General features: G+C 30.6%; 16 protein-coding genes. 5 read left to right on the top strand and 11 right to left on the bottom strand.

Going from position 1 to position 23,414, the window contains the following annotated elements:
* Positions 1-41: 41 nt before the first annotated feature.
* From CLFE_RS02295 to CLFE_RS02280, 4 genes are all read right to left on the bottom strand, one after another.
* Positions 42-695, bottom strand: a complete 654-nt coding sequence (locus CLFE_RS02295) for a response regulator (protein WP_077894864.1) — start codon at positions 693-695, stop codon at positions 42-44.
* A complete protein-coding gene (locus tag CLFE_RS02290; protein WP_432706056.1) occupies positions 688-1,902 on the bottom strand; it encodes a sensor histidine kinase in 1,215 nt (404 codons plus the stop codon). Before CLFE_RS02290 ends, CLFE_RS02295 begins: the two co-directional genes overlap by 8 nt.
* A 116-nt stretch (positions 1,903-2,018) precedes the next feature.
* A complete protein-coding gene (locus tag CLFE_RS02285) occupies positions 2,019-4,193 on the bottom strand; it encodes an MMPL family transporter (RefSeq protein WP_077894865.1) in 2,175 nt (724 codons plus the stop codon).
* A 129-nt stretch (positions 4,194-4,322) separates the two neighbouring features.
* Positions 4,323-5,438 carry an alpha/beta fold hydrolase gene (locus CLFE_RS02280; RefSeq protein ID WP_077894866.1) on the bottom strand — a complete coding sequence of 372 codons (1,116 nt, stop codon included), beginning with the start codon at positions 5,436-5,438 and terminating at the stop codon, positions 4,323-4,325.
* Between the two features lie 215 nt (positions 5,439-5,653).
* On the opposite strand from CLFE_RS02280, the gene CLFE_RS02275 reads away from it, so the two are divergent.
* Complete coding sequence (locus CLFE_RS02275; protein WP_077894894.1) at positions 5,654-6,211, top strand: TetR/AcrR family transcriptional regulator; 558 nt, start codon at positions 5,654-5,656, stop codon at positions 6,209-6,211.
* On the opposite strand, the gene CLFE_RS02270 is transcribed toward CLFE_RS02275, so the two are convergent.
* Both CLFE_RS02270 and CLFE_RS02265 read right to left on the bottom strand, forming a co-directional pair.
* Positions 6,204-7,562: a DUF6179 domain-containing protein gene (locus CLFE_RS02270; RefSeq protein WP_077894867.1), complete on the bottom strand. Its 1,359-nt coding sequence runs from the start codon at positions 7,560-7,562 to the stop codon at positions 6,204-6,206. The genes CLFE_RS02275 and CLFE_RS02270 overlap by 8 nt on opposite strands.
* Positions 7,559-8,026, bottom strand: coding sequence for a DUF6323 family protein (locus CLFE_RS02265; RefSeq protein WP_077832900.1), 468 nt, complete (start codon positions 8,024-8,026; stop codon positions 7,559-7,561). The genes CLFE_RS02270 and CLFE_RS02265 overlap by 4 nt, the downstream gene beginning before the upstream one ends.
* Before the next feature lie 513 nt (positions 8,027-8,539).
* Here CLFE_RS02265 and CLFE_RS02260 point away from each other — a divergent pair.
* Positions 8,540-11,047 (top strand): alpha-L-arabinofuranosidase C-terminal domain-containing protein, encoded by a 2,508-nt coding sequence (locus CLFE_RS02260; RefSeq protein WP_077894868.1) that lies wholly within the window; start codon positions 8,540-8,542, stop codon positions 11,045-11,047.
* A 135-nt stretch (positions 11,048-11,182) separates the two neighbouring features.
* A complete protein-coding gene (locus tag CLFE_RS02255) occupies positions 11,183-14,155 on the top strand; it encodes an LPXTG cell wall anchor domain-containing protein (RefSeq protein WP_077894869.1) in 2,973 nt (990 codons plus the stop codon).
* 64 nt (positions 14,156-14,219) lie between these two features.
* On the opposite strand, the gene CLFE_RS02250 is transcribed toward CLFE_RS02255, so the two are convergent.
* From CLFE_RS02250 to CLFE_RS02235, 4 genes are all read right to left on the bottom strand, one after another.
* Positions 14,220-15,590, bottom strand: coding sequence for a methyl-accepting chemotaxis protein (locus CLFE_RS02250; RefSeq protein WP_077894870.1), 1,371 nt, complete (start codon positions 15,588-15,590; stop codon positions 14,220-14,222).
* Between the two features lie 187 nt (positions 15,591-15,777).
* Positions 15,778-17,352, bottom strand: a complete 1,575-nt coding sequence (locus CLFE_RS02245) for a M56 family metallopeptidase (protein WP_242951700.1) — start codon at positions 17,350-17,352, stop codon at positions 15,778-15,780.
* Between the two features lie 62 nt (positions 17,353-17,414).
* On the bottom strand, positions 17,415-17,789 hold the full coding sequence (locus CLFE_RS02240) for a BlaI/MecI/CopY family transcriptional regulator (RefSeq protein ID WP_077894872.1): 375 nt from the start codon (positions 17,787-17,789) through the stop codon (positions 17,415-17,417).
* A 463-nt stretch (positions 17,790-18,252) separates the two neighbouring features.
* Positions 18,253-18,846 (bottom strand): hypothetical protein, encoded by a 594-nt coding sequence (locus CLFE_RS02235; protein WP_077894873.1) that lies wholly within the window; start codon positions 18,844-18,846, stop codon positions 18,253-18,255.
* 377 nt (positions 18,847-19,223) lie between these two features.
* Between CLFE_RS02235 and CLFE_RS02230 the strand changes: the two genes are divergently transcribed.
* Positions 19,224-19,736 carry a GNAT family N-acetyltransferase gene (locus tag CLFE_RS02230; protein ID WP_077894874.1) on the top strand — a complete coding sequence of 171 codons (513 nt, stop codon included), beginning with the start codon at positions 19,224-19,226 and terminating at the stop codon, positions 19,734-19,736.
* Positions 19,737-19,798: 62 nt separating this feature from the next.
* Here the strand turns inward: CLFE_RS02230 and CLFE_RS02225 are convergent, their stop codons facing one another.
* Positions 19,799-22,180 carry an ABC transporter ATP-binding protein/permease gene (locus CLFE_RS02225; RefSeq protein ID WP_077894875.1) on the bottom strand — a complete coding sequence of 794 codons (2,382 nt, stop codon included), beginning with the start codon at positions 22,178-22,180 and terminating at the stop codon, positions 19,799-19,801.
* 509 nt (positions 22,181-22,689) lie between these two features.
* On the opposite strand from CLFE_RS02225, the gene CLFE_RS02220 reads away from it, so the two are divergent.
* Positions 22,690-23,370, top strand: a complete 681-nt coding sequence (locus tag CLFE_RS02220) for a response regulator transcription factor (RefSeq protein WP_077832891.1) — start codon at positions 22,690-22,692, stop codon at positions 23,368-23,370.
* Positions 23,371-23,414: the final 44 nt, after the last annotated feature.

Genomic DNA, 23,414 nt, shown 5'->3' with positions numbered 1-23,414 from the left:
AGTACATCATAGAAATATATTTTCAATGATGTACCTAGACATTATTTTTTAACATGAATTATTCCCTTTTCTATAGCTTTGGCAACAGCTTCTGATCTGGAGGAAACTTCAAGCTTGTTGTATATATTAGTAAGATGTGCTTTAACTGTTCTCTCTGATATTCCCATATCAAAAGCTATTTCTTTACTCTTACACCCTCTTGCTATTGCCTGGAGAATAAAAAGCTCTCTCTCTGTAATTGATGCATTAAAGGAAGTGTTTATTGTGCTTTCTTTCTTCTTAATATTAAATAACGCTTTGCTTACTTCTGGTTGAAGCAGTACTTCTCCTCTAACAGCTGATTCAACTGTTCTTATAAGTTCCTCTCTAGTGGTATCCTTAAGAAGATACCCTTTTGCTCCTAGTGAAAGACCTTCTTTTATTAAATTATCCTCATTGTATGTAGTTAAAATAATTATTGGAACCGAATTTTCTTTTTCATTTAAAGCTTTTATTACATCAAGTCCACTCATCTTAGGCATACTTAAGTCCATTAAAACTAAATCTGGCTTAAGTTCATCTATCATCACTAGAGCCCTTTCACCATTTTCAGCTTCACCAACAACCTCGTACTCATCCTCTAATTCAAAAATAAGCTTTAATCCCTCTCTAACTACAAAGTGATCATCTACCACTAGTATTCTTCTTTTACTCATTTTCTTTTAATATCCCTTCCTCAATTGGTACTACAATACTTACATGCGTACCCAATCTCCTCTTACTTTTTATTTCAATTTCACCCTTAATACTGTGAACCCGTTCGGTTATTCCAAGTATTCCATAATGTCCATATACTTTATTCAAGCTTTCTACCTCAAAACCTATACCGTCATCTATTACTTCTACCTTTATTTCGTTATTCTCTTCTATTATCTTAAGCTTTACATTTTCAGCTTTTGCATGCTTTGCAATATTATTCAAACATTCTCTGATTATATATAAAATATGTTCAAGTATTTTTGTTGCAATTTGAGATTTTATTTTTATATCAATTTTAACTTCACTACTTGAAAGGTTTCTGAATTTACTCACTTCACCCTCCACTAAATCAATAAAATCACCATTTAAATCTTTCTCTGATCTTAAATCCTCTATAACAAGTCTTGAATCTGCCAGTGTTCTTCTAGCATGTTCCATAGCTTTTAATACAATTTCTTGAGCTCTTTTAGTGTTATCTTTATTTAAGTTAGCATTTACCGCCTCAAGCTGCATTATTATTCCTGCAATACCTTGCGAAAGTGTGTCATGTAAATCTCTAGCCATTCTTTGTCTCTCATTAGTTAAGGTTAATTCCTCTACCTTAGCATAAGCCAGTTCTAACTCCTTTAAAACTTTTTGTGTTTGAATTCTTAATTTTACTTGTTTTAAAAATATAAACGAATACACACGTACAACAATAGTTATCATAAAAAGTATAGGCACATATTCAATTAATGAATTTAATCCACTGAACATTAGAATAATTCCACAAAATATACCATAAAAAAATAACGCAGTAATTATAACCTTTATAGTATCTTGATAAAATGCTATGCCTTGAAAAATTAGTATAGGAATTATTCCAATAAACATAGCTTGATAACCTTCTGGTATTATAACAGCACAATTCATAACAATTACGCCTTGTATTGCAAAATAAATCCAACGTCTTCTTGTGAATATATTATCAGAAATTAAGTACATTATCAAAAGAATTGCTACTGCTACAGTAAACCCAAAAATCGAACGAAAAGAGACTTTATGAAAATCCTTCAAAAAAACCGTAGCTATATAAACTACAATTATACCAAATGCTACAGGTGCTTTATTTAGTTTAGCTTCATTTAATTCAAACATTGATTTTAATTTATTCTTCAATTCCATATCCCCTTTCTCAAAATTATTGCATACAAAAATACTTATGTCAAAATACACTTAAAATAGCTATAATCCCCTGAATTTTTAGAGGACTATAGCTTTTTATCCTTTATTAATACTACTTATGCAATATCTCTCTCTTTATTTAGTGCTTCTCCTTCAATATCAAACTTAGGTAAAATCCTATTTAGCCATTTTGGCATATACCATGCACTTTTTCCAAGCAATGACATTATTGCTGGCACAAATGTCATTCTAACTACAAATGCATCAAATAAAACACCAAAAGCCATTGGAATTCCCATCGATTTAATATTAACATCAGTCTGAGAAGCAAAACTTGCAAATACAATTGTCATTATTAAGCCTGCCGCTGCTACTACAAGTCCACTACTTTTCATTCCTGAAAGAATAGCATCTTTTGCATTACCTGTTTTAGAATATTGTTCTCTTATACGACTTACTAAAAACACCTCATAATCCATAGCCAATCCAAACAATATTCCTATAACTATTATAGGTATAAAGCATAGTATAGGTCCTGCTTTAGGTATTCCGAGTAAATCTGCGAAATTTCCTTTTTGCATAGTTAAAACGTCAAAACCTAAGGTTGCAACTAAAGTCATTGCAAATCCCACAACTGCTTTAATTGGTACTAGTATTGATCTAAACACTAAAATCATTAGTACTAGTGCAAGTCCAAGAACCACTATAGCAAACTTAGGAATAGCTTGACCTAATTTATCAGCGGTATCTATATTAACTGCTGTTCTACCTGTTACCATTAGCTCAACCTTATTATTTTTCTCAGTATCTGCACTCTTATCACGAATTGCCTGAACTAAATCCTTGGTTTCCTTATCATTAGGTCCAGTTTTTGGAGTTACCATTACCATGCCTATATTCTTATCTTTGGTTGGTCTTGCTGGTGTAATACTTGCTATATCTGTCAAGCCTTTAATTTTACCTGCTGTCTCCTGCATAGCTTTAAACGAATTATTTCCTGCCTTGGATGCATCCATAACAACTACTAGACTTCCATTAACGCCTTCTCCAAAGCCTTCAGACATAATATCATAGCCTTTTCTTTCTGTACTTTCCTTTTGCATCATTCCATTGTCAGGAAGTCCAAGTTCTAAATCCATTGCTGAATATCCAATTGAAGCTGTTAATGCTAAAACAAGAGCTATTGTAATAATTGGGTACTTAGTTACTATTCTTCCCCAAAGATTAGATTGTTTATTTTTTTCTTTAGAAGCCGATACTACATTTTGTTGTTTCTTTTTCTTTGGACTTATATGATGTCCAGCAAGACTTAAACAAGCTGGAACTGCTGTAAGCGAAACCATTACTACAACAAATACCATTGCTGCTGCAACTTCTCCCATAACTCCTAAGAATGGTACTCCAACAAGTGCTAGTCCACACAGAGCAATTATAACTGTTACTCCTGCAAATAAAACTGCACTACCTGCTGTACCAACTGATAAGGCCGCAGCCTCCTTAAGATCATAACCTTCCGAAACGTTTTGCCTGTATCTAGAAATAATAAACAACGCATAATCAATTCCCACAGCCAAGCCTACCATGGATGCTAGCGATAATGATAATGCTGACATATCTACAAATGCAGTTGAAACCATAATTCCCATTAAGCCAACTACTAATCCAATAATAGCTGTTATTATTGGTAATCCCGCTGCACGAAGTGATCCAAGTGTAAATGCGAGAACAATAAACGCTGCTATAATACTTATTAGTTCAGAAGTTCCACCAACTTCAGTTTTTGATAGAGTAACACTTCCTCCAAGCTCAGTTTGAACTCCTGCATTCCTAGATGCTTCTATACAAGTCTTTACATTATCTATAGACTCCTTACTAACCTTATCTGCTTCAGTCTTATATGTTATATCTGCATAAGCAATTTTTCCACTTTTGCTTATAGTTCTTCCCATATATGGACTTACTATTGATTTTACTGACTTATCATTTTTTTGTATTTTATCTATAGTTTTATTTATAGCCTTCATCACTGATGGATCTTTAATAGTTTTTCCATCTCCAACTTTAAAAATAAGTCTTATAGTCCCATACTCTTTAGTTTGTCCTGTGGCGTTTTGTAGTACTTGACCTGCTTTTTCAGATTTCGTACCTGGAATTGTCATATCTCCTTTAAAATTAATACCATTGCTTACGATTAATCCTATTGAAACCGCTATGATTGCTAGCCAAAATAAAATAACTCTTTTAGGCCTTTTATAAACCCAACTTCCTAAATTGTACAATAATTTTGCCATTATTAATCCTCCCTTTAAAATACAAAGCCCTTAAAAATTTATAAAGCCTATGTATTTATTTTATAAGGAATTAAATGCTTGAACAATTGTACCTTGGGGCAAAAATAGGTGTACCTTTAGGCTACTTTTCTACTTTCTTACAAGAAACTTCTTAATTTCATCAAAGGCTAAATCCATTCTTCCTGCTTGACAATGCTGCTCTCCACCCGTTTCCTTAGTAAAAATCTTCTTTGTTATATTTGCATTTACAAGTCTATCTTCCAAAAGCTTCATAACCTCAATTGGCACATATTGATCTTCCTCTCCTGCAAGAAGAAGTACATCTTGATCTATTAGTTTCTCTATACCATCCATAGTGTGAAGCTGAATAGCTTTAAGGAAATCGTATGGTGTATCAGTCATAGTGTTATCCATTCCCTTTGAAATTTTCCAATCAAAATCAATATCTACTTTCATTTTTGAATACATAAGCTCATTAACCTTATCTTTTTCATTATTATTAAGTAGCTTTTCTAACTCATATCTCATTTCCTTATTCTTCATACCTATAACATCCATGCCACAGTAAAATATATCATATGCAATAGCCGCCTTAATTCTCTTTTCAAATGCTGCTGCTCTAAGACAAAAATATCCACCCCATGAGCATCCTAATATAGTAACTTCGTCTAAATTAAAATAATCTAAAAGAGCTGATACTGGTTTCTCCCAATTATGAATGAACTTTAATCCATTCTTCAATGCCATTCCTTGTCCCGGCCCTTCAAATGCAATGATATCGTATCCTAAATTCTCAAATACACTCAAAAATGGCAGCATTTCTTCTAAACATGAATCATAACCTCCATGAAATATTAAAGTTTTAGTTGAACCTTGAAATTTAACTCGAACCGCTTGGAAAAATGAATCTTCATAAGGCACATTGAAATGCTCTAATGGTAATCCCTTATAACTCTTATAATAATTTTCTCTATACTTTGTATACATATGAGCTTTATTAGGATCACTTTCCCTTAGGTAAAAATTTCCTGCTGCATAATAAGCTGCTGCTAATTCAAATTTTCCTTTTATCTCACTTTTCTCTGCAAGCTTTCTCCAAGCTATATACCAAGAATCCATATCTTTTATATTTGGCAAAGCTTTCTCAATATCATTTTTAACCTCAGAATCCTCCATAAACTTTCCTAAAAAACGATTAAGTTGAAAATTAAATTGTTCATTATCTAAATATTTTTTAAACATCATAAATCACTCCTTATTTCTTAAATCTTATGCGTTAAGTATAAATGATTATCATTATCATTAAAATAGATAATTTATATGGTTTTGTAGGTTATCATACATATTATATTAAGAATGTACGATAACCTGCTTTTTAATATATATTGACTGCTGCTAACTATTCTTTTATAGTATAATTATTAACAATCTTATCTTAGGGGGAATTTTTCGTGGCAAAAATGGATCTTAGAGTATTAAAGACGCAAAAAAACATAAAAACTGCCTTATGTAACCTACTGCTGAATAAAACTTTTAAGGATATTACAGTTCAAAATATTTGTGATGAAGCCTTAGTTAGCCGCTCAACCTTTTATGATCACTATTACGATAAATACGATTTACTTAGTAAAATAGCAGAAGAAATCATATCTGAATTTAAACCTTATCTTAAGCATAGATTCAATTTAAATCCTCCTGATAGCTTCATTAGTATGGGCACAGATATTATTAAATACTTTTCAGAAAATAAAAATATTATACAAGCTTTATTTAGCATTCATACTGAATCCATTGATATATACAATGATTTTAAAGCCATACTTATACAAGAATGTTCTTCCTATCTAAAACGTGAAAATTTCATAAGTAAATTCAATGTATCTAACGATTACATATGCGCTCACTATGCCTCATATGTATTAACCTCTTTTGAATTATGGCTAAAATTTGGTGAAAATGATGCTGACTTTAGATTAGCTAATAAATTCCAAGCTATTCTATTTGAGAGTTCTAATTAAATCTTATTTTCTTCTCTAGTTCTTCTAGCCTCTTTTGCTCTTTTTTACTTAAACTTGATATATATATATTAAACTCAATATACCATTCCTTTTCATAGTCTTTTTTAGCTGCTGCTTCTTTTATATACGCAAGTAAAATAATAATTTCAAGCTGTGATAAGCTCTTAAAGTATTCTATATATTCAGCTTTAAATAGACAATCTCCTCCAAGCATATCAGTTAAGTCTTCCAAACTTTTAATACCACTTTTTATTAAATCTATCTTTTCATTAACAAGCGTGCATCCTAATATTTTTTTATTTAGTTCTCTAAATTCTGAATTACTCATTTTTATACCATCAGTATAATAAATTATTTGATCATAATTATTGCTATTGAATGACACAAATACAGTTTCTAATCTATTTAATTTAATATTTATACTTAAAAGTGAACTGAATTTAAAAGCAGCTTTTCTCACATAACAAAGTAGATCTTTATTCTTAATATTTAAGTTAATACAACATGCTTCTGCTGTCTTTACTAGTTCATTCTGTAATTCTTCTAGAGATAATTTTTTCAATTTGCTTTTTATATATTCCCTATCTAATTCACTAATATTAAGACTCCCTAAATCCCTTCCACAAATAATCACTCCAAGTGAATTTCTTAAAACTAGTTCAAATACATTTATGAGCAATGCTTTATTTTCTTCATGATACCCTTTTAAAACCTCATTTACTTCATCAATTTTGAATCTATTGCAGAACTCATTTTCTAAGCTTAAATTTATTAGATAGTTGTACATATATTCAATGCCAGTATAGTTCATATCATCAAAATAAAGTTGATAATCTATACAACCTGGGGCTTCATGCGCTGTAAATTTATACTCGTATTCATAAAAAAACTCTGAAATTCCATGGTCAATGGTATCGTCATATGTGTAATTTTCAATATTAAGTTTACCTATATTATGAAAAAGGATTTTGCTATCTGATATTTTTTTCTCTATTACCGCTTCTCCCCTTAATAGCATTTCCTTTAAACTTAACTCTCTTAATTCATTTAAAATAAGCTTAATACTATTAAAGGTCTTTAAATAAATGCCTATAGTGTAGTCAATGGATTTTAAAATACTTTTTAAAGTTTCTATCCTAACTGAACTACTTTCATTCCTAGTGTAATAGGTTAACTTATTTTTTGAAATTTCCATTCTTTCATAATAAATTTTCTCAAAATCCTCTTTATTTAACAGCTTTTTTTTATAGGCATAAGTTAAAATATACTCGAAGAAATTTTCTTTATTAAAATACTTTCTTATGTCAAAATTATATTCTTCAATTGTATTATTACTCTCCATAAACATCATTCCTTTTCATCATCTAAATTTGCATAATCCTTAAATCCACTTCTTATATTGTTGGCAATCTTATATAAAACTGTCCCTTCTAACAATTCTAATGACCCTCTGCAATGATTATCAAACTTTTCTTTCATAATTTCTATTGCCTCATCATCACTTATATAATCTAAAGTCTCATTCTTAAAATTATAAAAAATTTCTATAAGTTCATTTATTGTCTCACTATAATTTTGTTGTGATATATAAGGAGAATCACAAAATGTAGTAATAATTTTACTTATAATTTCATTTCCAAATTCTATCCTCCCATTTTTGATAAGAGCATCACTTCTTGTTTTTATAATCTCTCTTACATCTTTTTCATAAAGTTTTAAACCGTACTTTATTGTAAATTCATTACAATTAACTATTTCATTAAAAGTTTGATTTTCTAGCAAATTTTTTTGAAATACCTCTATAAAATTTTTCATATTTAAAGCCTCCTTGAAAAAAGTATTGACTTTTCTTTTTAAGTATGTTATAGTATAATTGGTTATTTATTTTTATAATTACAAGTATATTCTTTTCTTAATAATATGTCAATGTTCTATTTTCATTTCAAATTTTATATTTCATATTTAAAACATAACCTTTAATAATTAAAACTTTCCTCTTACAAAAAAATTATATTATGCATTACATATTTATACGTATTAATTTTAAAGTTTTAATGGTTTAATACGTATATTTTTATATTAAATACTTGATTTTACATTTTGTGGGTGTATAATAAAAGTGACCTCATTGTAAAAGTTAGATTTAACTAATTAAATTCCATCTAATGAAAACCTTTACTGTGCATATAAAAAACGAGTCTCCTAGCATTGTCGTTTTTTACTATACACTTAAAGTATTGCTTGAAAATTAATACTGTTAAATTTTATTTTTATATTGTATAGGTACTTATAATTTAATGAGTCCTATTACATTAAAGGAGGATTATTATGAAAAAGAGATATCTTACAATTCTTATGTCAACTATTCTTACAACTGGTGCTGTACTAGGCTACACAGGTCTTAGTGCAAAGGCAGCCCCTACTACTAATGACGGTTATACTTTAAATATAAATACTGATGATAAATTATTTAATGAAAGTGATATGCTAACAGGACTATTTTTTGAAGATATAAATCATGGTGCAGATGGTGGATTGTATTCTGAGCTATTACAAAATCAATCCTTTGAATTTAAAGACGCTTTATCTTCTTGGAACATAGTAAAAACAGGATCAACTTCCTCTACTGCTGAAGTATGTACTGCTAACCCACTAAACAGCAATAATACTCACTATCTTGAAGTGAGCTGTCCTGATAATAACAGTAGTTTAAAACTTGTTAACAGCGGTTATAAAGGTATAACTGTAAAAAACGGAGCTGATTACGATTTCTATTTCTGGGCTCGTAATGTTGATAAGGGAAGTAAAATAACAATTCAACTTGAAGATGAAAATGGAAATGCTATTTCTGAAGCAAAAACCATAAATAAAATAAATAATAGTTGGAAGAAATATGATGGTCACCTAAAAGCTACAAAGGATACTTCTAACGCAAAACTTGCTGTATCTATAACTAATGCAGGAAAAGTAGACCTAGACATGATTTCACTTTTCCCTCAAGATACCTATAAAAATAGGAAATATGGCCTACGTAAAGATTTAGTAGAGAGACTTAAAGATTTAAAGCCTAGATTTTTAAGGTTTCCAGGTGGCTGTGTAGTTGAAGGTAACAGTAAAGAGGAAATGTACAATTGGAAAGATACTATTGGTAACGTAGAAGAAAGAAAGGAGAACACAAATCTATGGGGCTATAATCAATCTTACGGTTTAGGTTTTTATGAATACTTTCAATTATGTGAAGATATAGGTGCTGCTCCTGTACCTGTTCTAAATTGTGGTATGACTTGCCAAGCAAGAGGTGTTAACGGAGTACCAAATTATATGGCTCCAGTCGGTCCTGACCTTGATCCTTATATACAAAATGCAGTTGATTTAGTTGAATATGCTAATGGTGATGCCTCTACTTATTGGGGCAAGAAAAGAATAGAAGCAGGTCATAAAAAACCATTCAATTTAAAATATATGGCTATAGGTAATGAACAATGGGGTCCTCAATATCATGAGAGATTTGAAGCCTTCCAAAAAGTGTTAAGTCAAAAATGTCCAGGCATAACCTTAATATCAACAGCTGGTCCAAGTGCATCTGGTTCAACCTTTGATGATAACTGGAATTGGATAAAGGAGAAAGCACCTAAAACTGTAGTTGATGAGCATTACTATATGTCTCCTGATTGGTTCTTAGCTAATACTAATAGATATGACAAGTATGATAGAAATGGTAATAAAGTATTTGTTGGAGAGTACGCATCTCAAAGCAATACTTTAAAATCAGCTTTATCTGAAGGTGCTTATTTAACTGGTCTCGAGAGAAATTCAGATGTAGTAAAAATGGCATCCTATGCACCTTTATTTGCTAAGGCAGATGATTACCAATGGTCTCCAGATATGATTTGGTTTAACGGCAGTACTAACTACGTAACGCCAAACTATAATGTTCAAAAATTATTTAGTACTAATTTAGGAACTCAAAAGCTTAAGGAAGATCTTGTTAAACCACAAGTGCCAAGAAATAATGACATCAAAGGCGGTATACTTCTTGGAGGCTGGTCAACCCAAGTTCAATACGATAATGTAAAAGTTACTGATAATGCTACAGGAAAACAAATATTTAGTGATAACTTCGATACTGACACTGGCAATTGGAATAGCGCTAATGGAAATTGGACTGTAAAAGACGGTAAGTTAGAGCTTGATCAAATAGCTGATAATTGCAGAATTTTAACAAAGAACAACACTTGGAGTAATTACACCTTAGAGGTTGACGCTAAAAAATTAGGTGGAAAAGAAGGCTTCCTTGTTGGATTTGGTGCTCAAGATTCTTCAAACTTCTACTGGTATAATATAGGCGGATGGGGAAATACAAAAACGGTTGTAGAAAAGGAAGTTGATGGCAACAAAACAACTATAAGTGAAGCTGATCAAAAATATGGCACTGTAAATACTGGAGAAGATTATAAAATAAAGATAGTAGTCGATGGAAATAAAGTAAGCTGCTACGTAAATGGTACTTTAACTAACCAGTTTACAGAACCAGGTAGAGATACAGACGTATATACTTCTACTAGCTACGATTCAAAAACAAATGAATTAATAGCCAAAGTAGTAAATGTAGCTGATGAAGATAAAAAAGTAAAAATCAATATAAACGGAAGTCAAAAGTTATCTTCAACTGCTACTGTAGAATATATGTCTGGAAATACACCTAAGGATGTAAATTCCTTTGATAATCCAGAAAATGTTTCTATTAAAACTAAAAAGCTAAATAATATATCCAAGAGCTTCGATTATGATGCTGATAAATATTCTGTATCTGTTATAAGAATTAAACTAAAATAATTTCATTATGATAAGGGCACTAGCTTCAAAGCTAGTTGCCTTTTTATTACATAAATATTCAATTCTCTACAATGTTTATATTGAAATTTAAAAGGTTTACATTGTATAATATAACATAAGAGGGGGGGACTTACTATGAAACTAAAATTTATTAAGAGTAAGTGTTTGACTTTAATGTTAACGTTAACAATGACTTCTACGCTGTTACCTAATTACATAAGTACAGCCCATGCTGCTTCTACTTCTAATTATAATCCTACTGATTGGAAGCAAGCTACTTTTGGACAAACCACTGATACCGGTTACAATAGCATAGTTACAGATGATTCAAATAAAGCTGTAACCTTAACCGCCGGAACTGCCGACGGCACTCATGCTGGAGGAAAAATAACTGGTTCTCATGATGGAATTTCTTATTATTACACTTCCGTTGATCCTTCTAAAAACTTTGTTTTAACGGCAGATGTAAAAGTAAATTTTTTTGCCAAACCAAAACCTGATAATCAAGAAGGCTTTGGAATTATGGCTAGAGATGCTGTAGGACAAGATAAAAATCCAGATGCTTTTCCATCAAATATGGTATTAGTAGGAGGCTACGGTGGATGTATTCAATCTGTATTCAGAAACAATGTTACTGATGGCACAGGTGCTGGTGCTACTATGGAGGATGTAACTAAGTTTGCTGATCGTCCTAGTAATGATGGTACAGTTACTTATAAATTAACAATGAAAAAAACTAACACTGGTTATCAGGTAAATGTAAATAATGGTACAGAGAAAATTTATTATAGGCCAAAACAACTTGAGGTTAGGGACAAAGACCATATTTATGTTGGATTTTTCGTTGCCCGTGTTTCTTCTATAACTGTTTCCAATATAGATTTTACAACTTCCAATGTTTCAACTGATCCTCCAGCAAAACCAGAGCCAACAAAACCTATTCCACCTGTAACTCCTTCAATAAATATGACTTCTTCTTCCAATACAGGTGATTCAAATTATAATCTTAATCTTTCAGCAAATGTTAAGGGAAATGTAGATATCAAGCAAAATGGTGAAGAAATTTTTAATGGTGCACTTGATAATAACAATTCTCTTTTTAAAAATACAACTTTAACCTCAGGAGATAATACCTTTGACGTATTGTACACACCTGACAAAACACAAAATATAACAAGTTCAAATCCTATAGAAAACAAATATACTGTAACACTAAAAAAATACGGAACGCAAAATAGTGAAGTTTATGTATCTCCAGACGCTACAGCTAGTGGAGATGGAACTTTAGCTTCTCCTATAGATATTTTTTCAGCTATTAAATACTTAAGCTGTGGTCAAAAAATAGTTCTTCGTGGTGGAACATATAATTTAAAAGCTCCTATTACCATAGACAAAAACAACAGCGGAACGTATAATAATCCAAAGTTTATGTCAGCTTACGCAGGAGAGATGCCCGTTCTTAATTTCAATAATTACAGTGGTTTTAATCTTAATGGAAATTATTGGAATATAAGTGGTGTTGATGTTACAAATGCCGTTTCAACTGGCTTTAGAATCTCAGGAAACCATAATGTTGTATATAAAGTAAACACCTATAAAAATGGTGATACTGGGCTTCAAATAAGCGGAAATTCAAGTGATAAAATTGATAAATGGCCATCATATAATCTTGTACTTGATTGTACTTCACACGATAATTTAGATCCATCTCAAAATAATGCTGATGGTTTTGCTGCAAAGCTCACTTGTGGTGTAGGAAACGTTTTTAGAGGCTGTATTTCTCACAACAATTGTGATGATGGTTATGATTTATTCTCAAAACTTGAAACAGGTGCAATAGGTGCTGTCACTGTAGAAAATTCTATTGCTTATAATAACGGGGTACTTTCAAACGGTACTAAAACTTTAGGTGATGGAAATGGTTTTAAAATGGGTGGTGAAGGCTTACCTGTTAAGCATGTTTTAAGAAACTGTCTATCTTTTAATAACCTTAGTGATGGTATTACAAGCAACTTCGATCCTGCTAATACCTTTGAAAATTGTACTTCCTTTAATAACGGAAAGCTAAACTTTAATTTTCTTCACTTTAACAGTGCTGCACCTCAGTATTCAGCTAAAAATAACCTTTCATTTAGAACATCAAAAGCTGATTCTGACAGTGTTCCTGATATAAATTTAAGTGATGATAATTATTTTTATAACGGTATAACTTCTAAAAATAAAAGTGGTGAAGAACTTTTAGCTTCTAACTTTAAAAGCATTACTGTTCCAAAGAGTTTTGACAGAAATGCTGATGGAAGCATAATTCAAGGGGACTTTATGAGAGCTTTAGATACGTTAAAGTCAAATGAAGGCTGCAACCTATCAGATTTTTCAAATGTTACAGACGTTACTGGAACTCCTAATATTCCTGATAAACAAGCAGCTATAAATAATAATGGTTCTTATACTTCTGTTAACGGAAACTGTTCTATTCCCGTAGATGCTGCAAAAACGTATACAAGTGAAGTTAATTTTGATAATGGAAGCTTTAAGGCTACTCTTCCTTCTTCTATTTTTAAAGATTCTAAAAACAGTATTCAGATTGCTAAAACTTCACCTTCTATTTCAGATACTGTACTTAGAGCAGCTACAGGAAATACACTAAAAATGATTGGAAACCCTTTTGATATAAAGCTATATATTGATGGAAATGAGACTCACGTCCTTAATTCTCCAATAACCTTTAAGATTAAGCTTAATTCAGAGGATTTAAATGGAGTTAACACAAAAAATCTTGGACTTTACTATTTTAATACCCTTACAAATAGTTGGGAGTTTGTATCTGACGCTTTATACGACTCATCTTCATCTTGCGTTACAGTTACAACCCCTCATTTAAGTACCTTTGCTATAATGGAAAAAATCAATCAACCTGGTACTGCTATAGGGAATGTTACCAATGCTAGTACAGGCACAAACAACAATTCAAAAATGACTGCTAATACTATAGGGAAACTTCCAAAAACAGGTTCAATGATGGACACAACTACACTGGCTACTTTAGGATTAATTCTTATTACCCTTGGAGGTATAGTTTTAGTCTTTGAAAAGAGAAGAAAAGCATAATTTAAAATTAAAAAATAGTATAGAGACTTAATTCAAAACTCTATACTATCTTCTTTTTATTAAACTAGGATAACTTATCCAAATTATTTTCAATTTCCTCTAAACATTCATCAACTTTTATAAGTTTATTTTCAGCAGATTTTATATTTCCTTTTCTGTAATCCTCTAATACATCAACTCCATATTTATGAAAATCACTATGAACTTTTTCTAATCGTTTAAAGTATTCATTATTTTTATACTCTTTACTTTCCTCTCCATAGTACCATTTACCTAATCTACAGGATTTATATTTGCCAAGATTCTCTAAATTGTTATCCTCATATCCTAAGAGCACATTATAAACACGCCATCTCCAAAACTCATGATCAGTTTTATAAATATTGAATTTTTCCTTAGGTTCTAATTTGCATTTTTTATTAGCTATTTCCTTCCTAATATTATCTATTGACTTACTCAATCCATATACCTTTTTACCCGTAAGCTTACAATTTTCAGATAAGAACTTTGCTTCATCAAAAACTTCTCCTATTGATTTTGTAAACCCAAGAACATCTCCTGTTTCTTCCTTAACATTAGCAGATACCTGGCTAATGGATTCGTTTACAGATGTAATAGCTGAATCTGTGTTATTAATAGATTTAAGTGCATTATCAACTAAGCTTATACCATTATCAAGCTGAAGTGAGGTTTGACTTATTTTTTCTACAGATGAATTAGTACTATTTTGAAGCTCAACTATATACTTCTTAATTTCCGTAACAGCTTCTTTAGTATTCTCTGATAATTTTGTAACCTCTGATGCAACTACTGAAAAACCTTTTCCTTGTTCTCCAGCCCTTGCAGCCTCTATCGCAGCGTTAAGTGCAAGTAGATTTGTATGTTCTGCTATTGATTCCACTATGCTCACAACTTCATTAATAGCATTCGTTTTATCTTTAACTGTATTCATTTCTTTTTCTATTCCTTTTACTTCCTCAAATGAACGTTTTACAGCATTTATTGAATTTGTAATATCCTCTATTCCCACTTTAGAAACCTTATGTGTTTCATTAACAGCCTGAGAAACTTTTTCAGATATTGCTGCCACTTCTTCAAAGGAAGTATTTAAATTATCGCTGCTTTCTACCATACTATTTAAAGCTTCCGTCTCTTTATCTATGCTATTAACCATCAATTTTACTGAATCCATTTTAGATATAGTACTAAGCATTTCATTCATAGCTAATACCATACTTGCATTTTCACGAACTAAATTATTCAGTAACTTGTTCCATAGTTCAGCAATCTGCTTATTGCCTATATCTTCTTCCTTTACACAGCTGTAATCCCCTAGAAGTACCTTTTCTATTGCATTTATTAAGTCTTTACATCTAATACAATCAGATTTCTCTTCAAGTTCGCTTTTTCCCCTTTTTGTATTAAAAATGCTCATTTTTCTTCCTCCCCTAAAATCATTGACTTACTACATAAGTTTATAATAGAATTATACCATATTATTGGTGTTTTTATAAATTTTAGCACAAATTATGTGCATTTAAATATGTACTACCAATATTTTTTTGCATCAAAAAAACTGCCACACTACTTTTAGTATGGCAGATCTTCTTCTTATTTATATTTTAATTATTATATACAGTTCCATCCTTTGCAACATGTAAAATGCCTATAGTTCCTGTACCACCGCTGGCCCTCATTGATTTACTAGCTAAACGAATAGTATAACAATCTTTACCGTTCATTGTTACAGTGTTAGTAAATACAGTAGCGCCTATATCTCCATTAGAAAAGTTAGCATAGCCATCACCACCTTGACTTTCTGTAACAGAAGATATTCTATTCTTTGAGTCTTGTCCGTAATTTATAGCTGCAATTGCTGCTTGCTGAGGAGTGTATTCACTTTGATTATTCTTAGTATTGGCATCAGTTTTAGTATTATCAGTAGTTTTAGCAGTATTCTCAGTTGTAGGTTTACTACTTGAACTATTTGGTAATGCTTTTTTATTGGCATTATTTTGTATTGATGCAGTTTCATTTTGCCTCTTTGTATTATTTTGTGCTATGTTTGCATTTGTACTAGCTCCTGCATTTGCTTGCTTTACATCTGGATTAGTAGTTTCCAGCCCTACCTTACTATCTTTTTTATCAGTATCTTTTTTTGAAATAGCTTCCTTATTTGTAACTTTTGTATTTGCTTTTGTTTCAGCTATTTTATTGCTGCCTATCCCTAAACTTCTTTCATTGGTTAAAACACTAACACCTACAGCTCCCACTAATAATACTCCTACTATTGTTCCTACTATTCTTCTCTTCTTAAATTTAGAAATCATAATTATTCTCCTTTTTATCTCTGATTTATTCACCATTGCAACTTCCCAAGGTTTTACATCAAAAGTTGAAATAATTGTTATCAAATTAATAATTGTTTTACCGTATTCTTTACGTTCTCCATTTTTTATATAGCTTAATGCCTTAGCATCGCAAGCTATTTCAGAATCTTGCTTTAACTTTTTAAAGGAAAAGTACAATATTGGATTAAACCAATGGATAAGATTCAATAGTATACTTATCCAATTTATAATAATGTCCTTATGCTTAAAATGTGAAAGTTCATGAATAATTACATATTTTATTTCCTCTTTTGTTAATTTATAAGCAATGTAATCTGGTAATAGTATACATGGCTTAATAAAACCAGTTATGCATGGCGTTTTCACACTTTGGGATTTTTTTATCTGTATATTACGTTTTATTTTCATTTCCTTCTTACATTCTTCTAAGAGGTCACAAATTTCAACTTCTCTATACTCAGGTTCTTTTCTAATCTTAGAATAGAAAATCAAATATACAGAAAACAAATATACAACACCTATTACTATCCCAACAATCCATACTACACTTAATATTTTTAATATATCTTGCTTTTTATCTTTAATAAAATCATTATTACTATTAACTTTTATGTAGCTGGTAGTTTGATTACTTATCATTTGTGTATTATTTGAATTTATAATATTTTTAGAAACGCTTCTGTCAATATTAACAGTATTATATATACTTACTGGACTACTTAACGAGTATGGCAATATCAATCTAATTAAAATAATAAGCCAAATATAATAATGCCATGTTGGACTCATTCTATTCTTTAAAACTAATTTTATAACCCATATAATAAGAGCCGCTACCGCAGCCATAATAGACAACCTAAGTGTCTCAATAAATAAAGACAAAATTATATGCATGCCTATCAATTCCTCTACTTCATATTTTCATCTAGTATTTTTTTTAATTCTAATATCTCGTTTTTATTTAACTTTTGTTTTTTTAAGAAATTTGAAACAAACAAGTTAACAGAACCGTGGTATATTTTATTTATAAATGATTCTGTTTCTGAATTCATCATCTCATCTTCCGTGACTAATGGTGAGTACTTGTAAGGTTTCATATCTTTTATTGTACTAACAGCACCTTTTTTAACAAGTCTAGATATAAGTGTGTGAACTGTCTTTGGACTCCACTCACACTCCTCATTAAGCCCTTCTACAATTTCAGAAAAAGTGGCAGGATAATTTTTCCACAGAGCTTGCATAACACTCCATTCAGCATCTGATATTTTAACTTTACTTTTCAAATAACTTCACTCCTTTCACCTACAAGTGTAATCCATATCTATAGACTACACTTGTAGTCCTATTTTGTCAATACAAAAAATGAATATTTTTCATCATCAGGGTCATTTATCCTTAAAGAAAATTATTACTTTTAATATTTGAAAAATCGCTATAAAACTGAAAGGTTGTTATGAGTATTTAGCGAATTATTATCTACTGATTGGAAAAATCATAATTTACTTAAATATTCAAACAAGTTGTATATGGAAAATAAATTGAATCTCTGTATATCATGTGTAACTGACACTCTTATTTTGACCTATTTTATTCTAATAAGAAAATGACCAATGAATTTTACTCATTGATCCCAATTACATCCAATTTTAAATTTTATAATAAATTATATGTGTTTAAATATGTACTACCAATATTTCTTTTAAAAAAACTGTCACACTATTTTTAATGTGACAGCTTTTCTTCGTATTATATTTTAATTATTACGATATACAGTCCCATCCTTGCAACATATAAAATATCTATAGTTCCTGTGCCACCGTTGGCTCTCATTGATTTGCTACCTAAACGAATAGTATAACATTCTTTACCGTTTTTTGTTACAGTATTAGTAAATACAGTAGCGCCTATATCTCCATCAGAAAAGTTAGCGTAACCATCACCGCCTTGACTTTCTTTAACAGATGATATTTTACTTGAATTTTCTTCATAATTTATAGTTGCAATTGCTGCTTGCTGAGCCGCATATTCATTTTGATTAGTTTTAGTAGAATTCCTAGTTGTAAATTTACTACTTTCACTATTTGGTAATGTATTTCTATTAATATTACTTCCTATTGATGCTGTTCTATTTTTCTTCTTCTTCGTATTATTTTGCGCTACATTTAGCTTTTTACTAGTTACTGTATTTGTTTGTTTTTCATCTGGATTAGTAGTTTTCAGCACTACCTTACTATCTTTTTTATCAATATCCTTTTGGGAAATGGTATCTCTTTTTGAAACAGCTTCTTTATTTGTAATCTTTGTGTTCGTTTTTGTTTCAACTGTTTTATTGCTGTCCACCCCTAATTTTTTTCATTTATTAAAACACCTGCACCTACAGCAGCCACTACTAATACTCCTACTATTGTTCTTTTCTTAAATTTAGAAATCATAATTATTCTCCTTTTTATATGTGATTTATTCACTATCGAGACTTTCTAACACCTTACATTAAAATTCAAATAATTGATATCCAATTCATAATAATGTCCTTATGCTTAAAACGTGAAAGTTCATGAATAATTAAACATTTTATTTCTACTTTTGTTGATTTATAAGCAATATACTCTGATAATATTATACATAAGTTTATAAAATTAGTATTAATATTAAACTTTGTATAAAGGTTATTATAACTGTTTATAAAATTACATAATAAATAAAACTAGGAGGTTCTTATGAACATTTCAGTATTTCCTCAACCTGATTATATTTACATTGATGAAATCCTTCGTTTAGCAAAATTTCACGATAAATATGATTTTGCTCTAGAATGGTATCAGGACTTAGAAACGTTGATACTAGTTGATGGTAAAAAGACACCCTACGATGAAGCAAAACTCAAGCGAATGTACTATTACTTAAATAATAAGGGGGAACTATATTTCATTGAATTTAAAGTTGAAAATAAATATATACCAATAGGTGACGTGACTTTCTCTAAAGAAGACATGCCCATAGTTATAGGCAATAAAAATTATAGGCATAAGGGAATTGGTTTTAGGGTCATACTAACATTAGCTAAAAGAGCTAAATTCCTCGGTTATGATAAAATATATGTTAACGAAATATATCACTACAATATAGGCTCTCAGAAAACCTTTGAAAAAGTTGGGTTCAAAAAATATAAAAAGACAGCTAAAGGATTTTCTTATATACTAAACTTAAAAAATAATCCACAATTAGAGTGATTTTCGCTCCATTATTGTGGATTATTAATTTCAATTGTGGATATTTTTTATGATTTGTTTATTTACTCACTTCTGAGTGCTTCCACTGGATCTTTTTTAGCTGCCATCCTTGCTGGAATAATTCCTGCAATCATAGTAAGTACTACACTTACTATAACAAGGGTAATTGCATGTGATGGTTTAAGCTGTGCCACGTTTTTAAGCTCTGTAGCACTATAAATTATTGAGTTAGCTGGTATTGTAAGTAGATACGCAATGCCTATTCCCATTAATCCAGAGCACGCACCTATAATAAACGTTTCTGCATTAAATACACGTGAAACATCTTTTTTTCTTGCTCCTAATGCACGTAAGATTCCTATTTCTTTTGTTCTTTCTAGAACTGAAATATAGATAATAATACTTATCATAATCATGGAAACTACAAGTGATATAGCTGCAAAGGCAACAAGTACAAGGGTAATTCCATTCATAATTCCACCAGTTAAGCTTGTCATAGTAGCTGACAAATCACTATATTCTATTTTATCTTTTTCTTTAAGTCCTTTGTTCCATTTATCTAAGTAAGTTTTTATACTTTTCTTTGCTTCAAAGTTCTTTGGATATAATGCAATAGATTTAGGAATACTTGTTGCTCCAAGGGATGCAAGAACACTATCTTTAGTTTCTGGTGCAATATTTGCACTCATGCTTCCGCTTCCCATACCTGCATTCATTCCTGGCTTCATACTATTAGCTTGGCTTGCCTTTGTAGAATCAGTAGCTAACATACCACCTGTTAGTACATTATAATCTGCGCCTTGCTGAGCCTTTACTACTTCTGAGTTAACAGCATCATTGATAAAATGTTGAGCCAACTCATCAGAATATGCAATTCCTGAAGAAAGAGAAGCTGCTTTTGAACTTTCTTTTGCTCTAACTATTCCAGAAATTTTTAAAGTTACTGCTTTGTCACTGTTATAAAGCTTAGATAAATCTGTAGCAGCACCATTAACTGTATAAATATTTCCTGTTTTTACGTAATAATCATTGTTCATAATAAGCTTATATTGTTTTCCAATTATGTCTTTAAAATTAATACTTTTTCCGTCTGGAGTATCAATCCCTAGTTCCTTAAGCATTGAAGTATCAAGTCTATTATACTCATCAACTACAAGCATAAGGTCTGTCTTATTACTTGAATAACTACCATCAAGTAAATCATAATTTTCTTTAAGATAATTACTTTCTATCTTATCAGGGTTACTTGGGAAGGTTTGAAAATTAACCTTTGAAGTATTAAGCAACGTAGCCTTATCTGCATTCAATTTTAAAATATTCATATTGATACTTCTTGTATAGGTAACTCCATCTAAAAGAGATTTGTCCATCTTATTTAAATAATCTATATATTTTTGTGTTATATCATTAGTATGCGCCTGATTATCTTTAGATGAATCGTACGAGTATATATTTTTCTTTCCTGTATATTTCTTTAAATTCACCTTTTCAGACGACGGTTTAGACATTTGAAGATTCATTGCTGTTTTATCAATAGTTATTGGATAATTTGACATTGTATCAGTTTCAAAGCTACTAATCTGCTTATTAAAGCCATTGGACAAAGCTAAAACAAGTGCAATTCCAATAATACCAATACTAGAAGCAAAGGAAATAATTGCTGTACGCCATTTCTTTGTCAAAATATTTTTTCCTGATAGCTTTAAAGCTGTAACAAAACTCATACTTGTCTTTTTTAGTTTATAACCTTCTAAAACTTCCTCACTGTCAAAAGGATTACTATCTGATTTTATATTTCCATCTGAAAAATTAACAATTCTATTTGCATACTTATAAGCTAATTCAGGATTGTGAGTAACCATAATAACAAGCTTGTCCTTAGCTATTTCTTTGATAAGCTCCATTATTTGTTCGCTTGTTTCAGTATCTAATGCTCCTGTAGGCTCATCTGCTAAGATGATATCCGGATCATTAGCTAATGCTCTAGCAATTGCTACCCTTTGCATCTGTCCACCTGATAACTGATTTGGTTTCTTATGCAAATGATCCTTTAAACCCACTCTTTCTAGTGCCTCTACTGCATTCTTATGCTTTACACTGCTAGAAACACCACTTAAAGTCATTCCCATCTCCACATTATCTACAATACTTAAATGAGAAATTAAATTATAACTCTGGAATATAAAACCCACACTGTTATTCCTGTAAGCATCCCAATCCTTATCTTTAAAGTTCTTTGTAGACTGCCCATTTATAATTAAATCTCCACTATCATACTTATCAAGACCACCAATTACATTCAAAAGCGTAGTCTTACCAGAACCACTTTGCCCAAGAATTGCTACAAATTCACTTTTTCTAAAATTAAGACTAACTTTATTAAGTGCAACTTGTGTAAAGTCTCCAGTGACATAGCTTTTGGCCACATTTTTCAATTGAAGCATTTATTTGTACCTCCTTAGTATTCCTTTAAATAATTTATAAAATGGAGTATATCATTCTAATATAAACTAAATATAAACTATATATAACGCACTAAATTTCTTACATTATGGATCATAAAATATTCCTGCTAAAGAGGTTCGACCTTAGAATCTTTTATGAATCAGAATGTATTAGCATTTATGCGTTTATATATAACGCACTAAAATTCTTGCATTATGGATCATAAAATATTCCTGCTAAAGAGGTTCAACCTTAAAATCTTTTATGAATCAGAATGTATTAGCATTTATGCGTTTATATATATATAACGCACTAAAATTCTTGCATTATGGATCATAAAATATTCCTACTAAAGAGCTTCGACCTTAGAATCTTTTATGAATCAGAATGTATTAGCATTTATGCGTTTATATATAACGCACTAAAATTCTTACATTATGCTTAAGTTTATATTTAGTTATTAATTCTAGTGTATAATAGCTCTATTAAGAATAAAGGAGGAAGTCTGATGTTCAATATACTTGTTGTTGAAGACGATGATAAACTAAGGAAATTATTTTGTACAGTTCTTGAAAGGAATGGATATCATGCAGTTTCGGCTAATAATGGAGTAACTGCACTTGAAATTTTAGATAAAGAATATATTGATTTAATTATATCTGATATTATGATGCCAAATATGGATGGCTATGAACTCACCAAAAACTTAAGGGATTCAAATTATAACCTTCCTATACTTATAATAACTGCAAAAGAACAATTTGTTGATAAACGTAAGGCTTTTCTCATTGGAATTGATGATTATATGGTAAAACCCATAGATGTGCATGAAATGATTTTGCGTGTAGGCGCTCTGTTAAGACGTGCAAAAATAGCCCATGAAAGAAAAATAACTTGTGGAAAAACCACTTTAAACTACGATGCTTTGACTATTTCTTTTGACGAAAAGGATATGCTTATTCCGCAAAAGGAATTTAACCTCATATATAAACTCATTTCATATCCTAATAAAATATTCACTCGTCAACAACTTATGGATGAAATCTGGGGAATGTATTCAGATTCTGATGAAAGAACAGTAGATGTTCATATTAATAGGCTTCGTGAACGCTTAAAGGATTGTACGGATTTCGAAATTGTCACAGTAAGAGGTCTTGGTTATAAGGTGGTAAAAAATGTTGAAGCATAAACATTCCTATAAGCTTTGGTTTTACTTTGCTTTTATTATATTTA

Source organism: Clostridium felsineum DSM 794 (assembly GCF_002006355.2).
Lineage (GTDB): Bacteria > Bacillota > Clostridia > Clostridiales > Clostridiaceae > Clostridium_S > Clostridium_S felsineum.
Note: the sequence above shows the minus strand (reverse complement) of the source record. Positions and strands in the feature narration are given on the sequence as shown.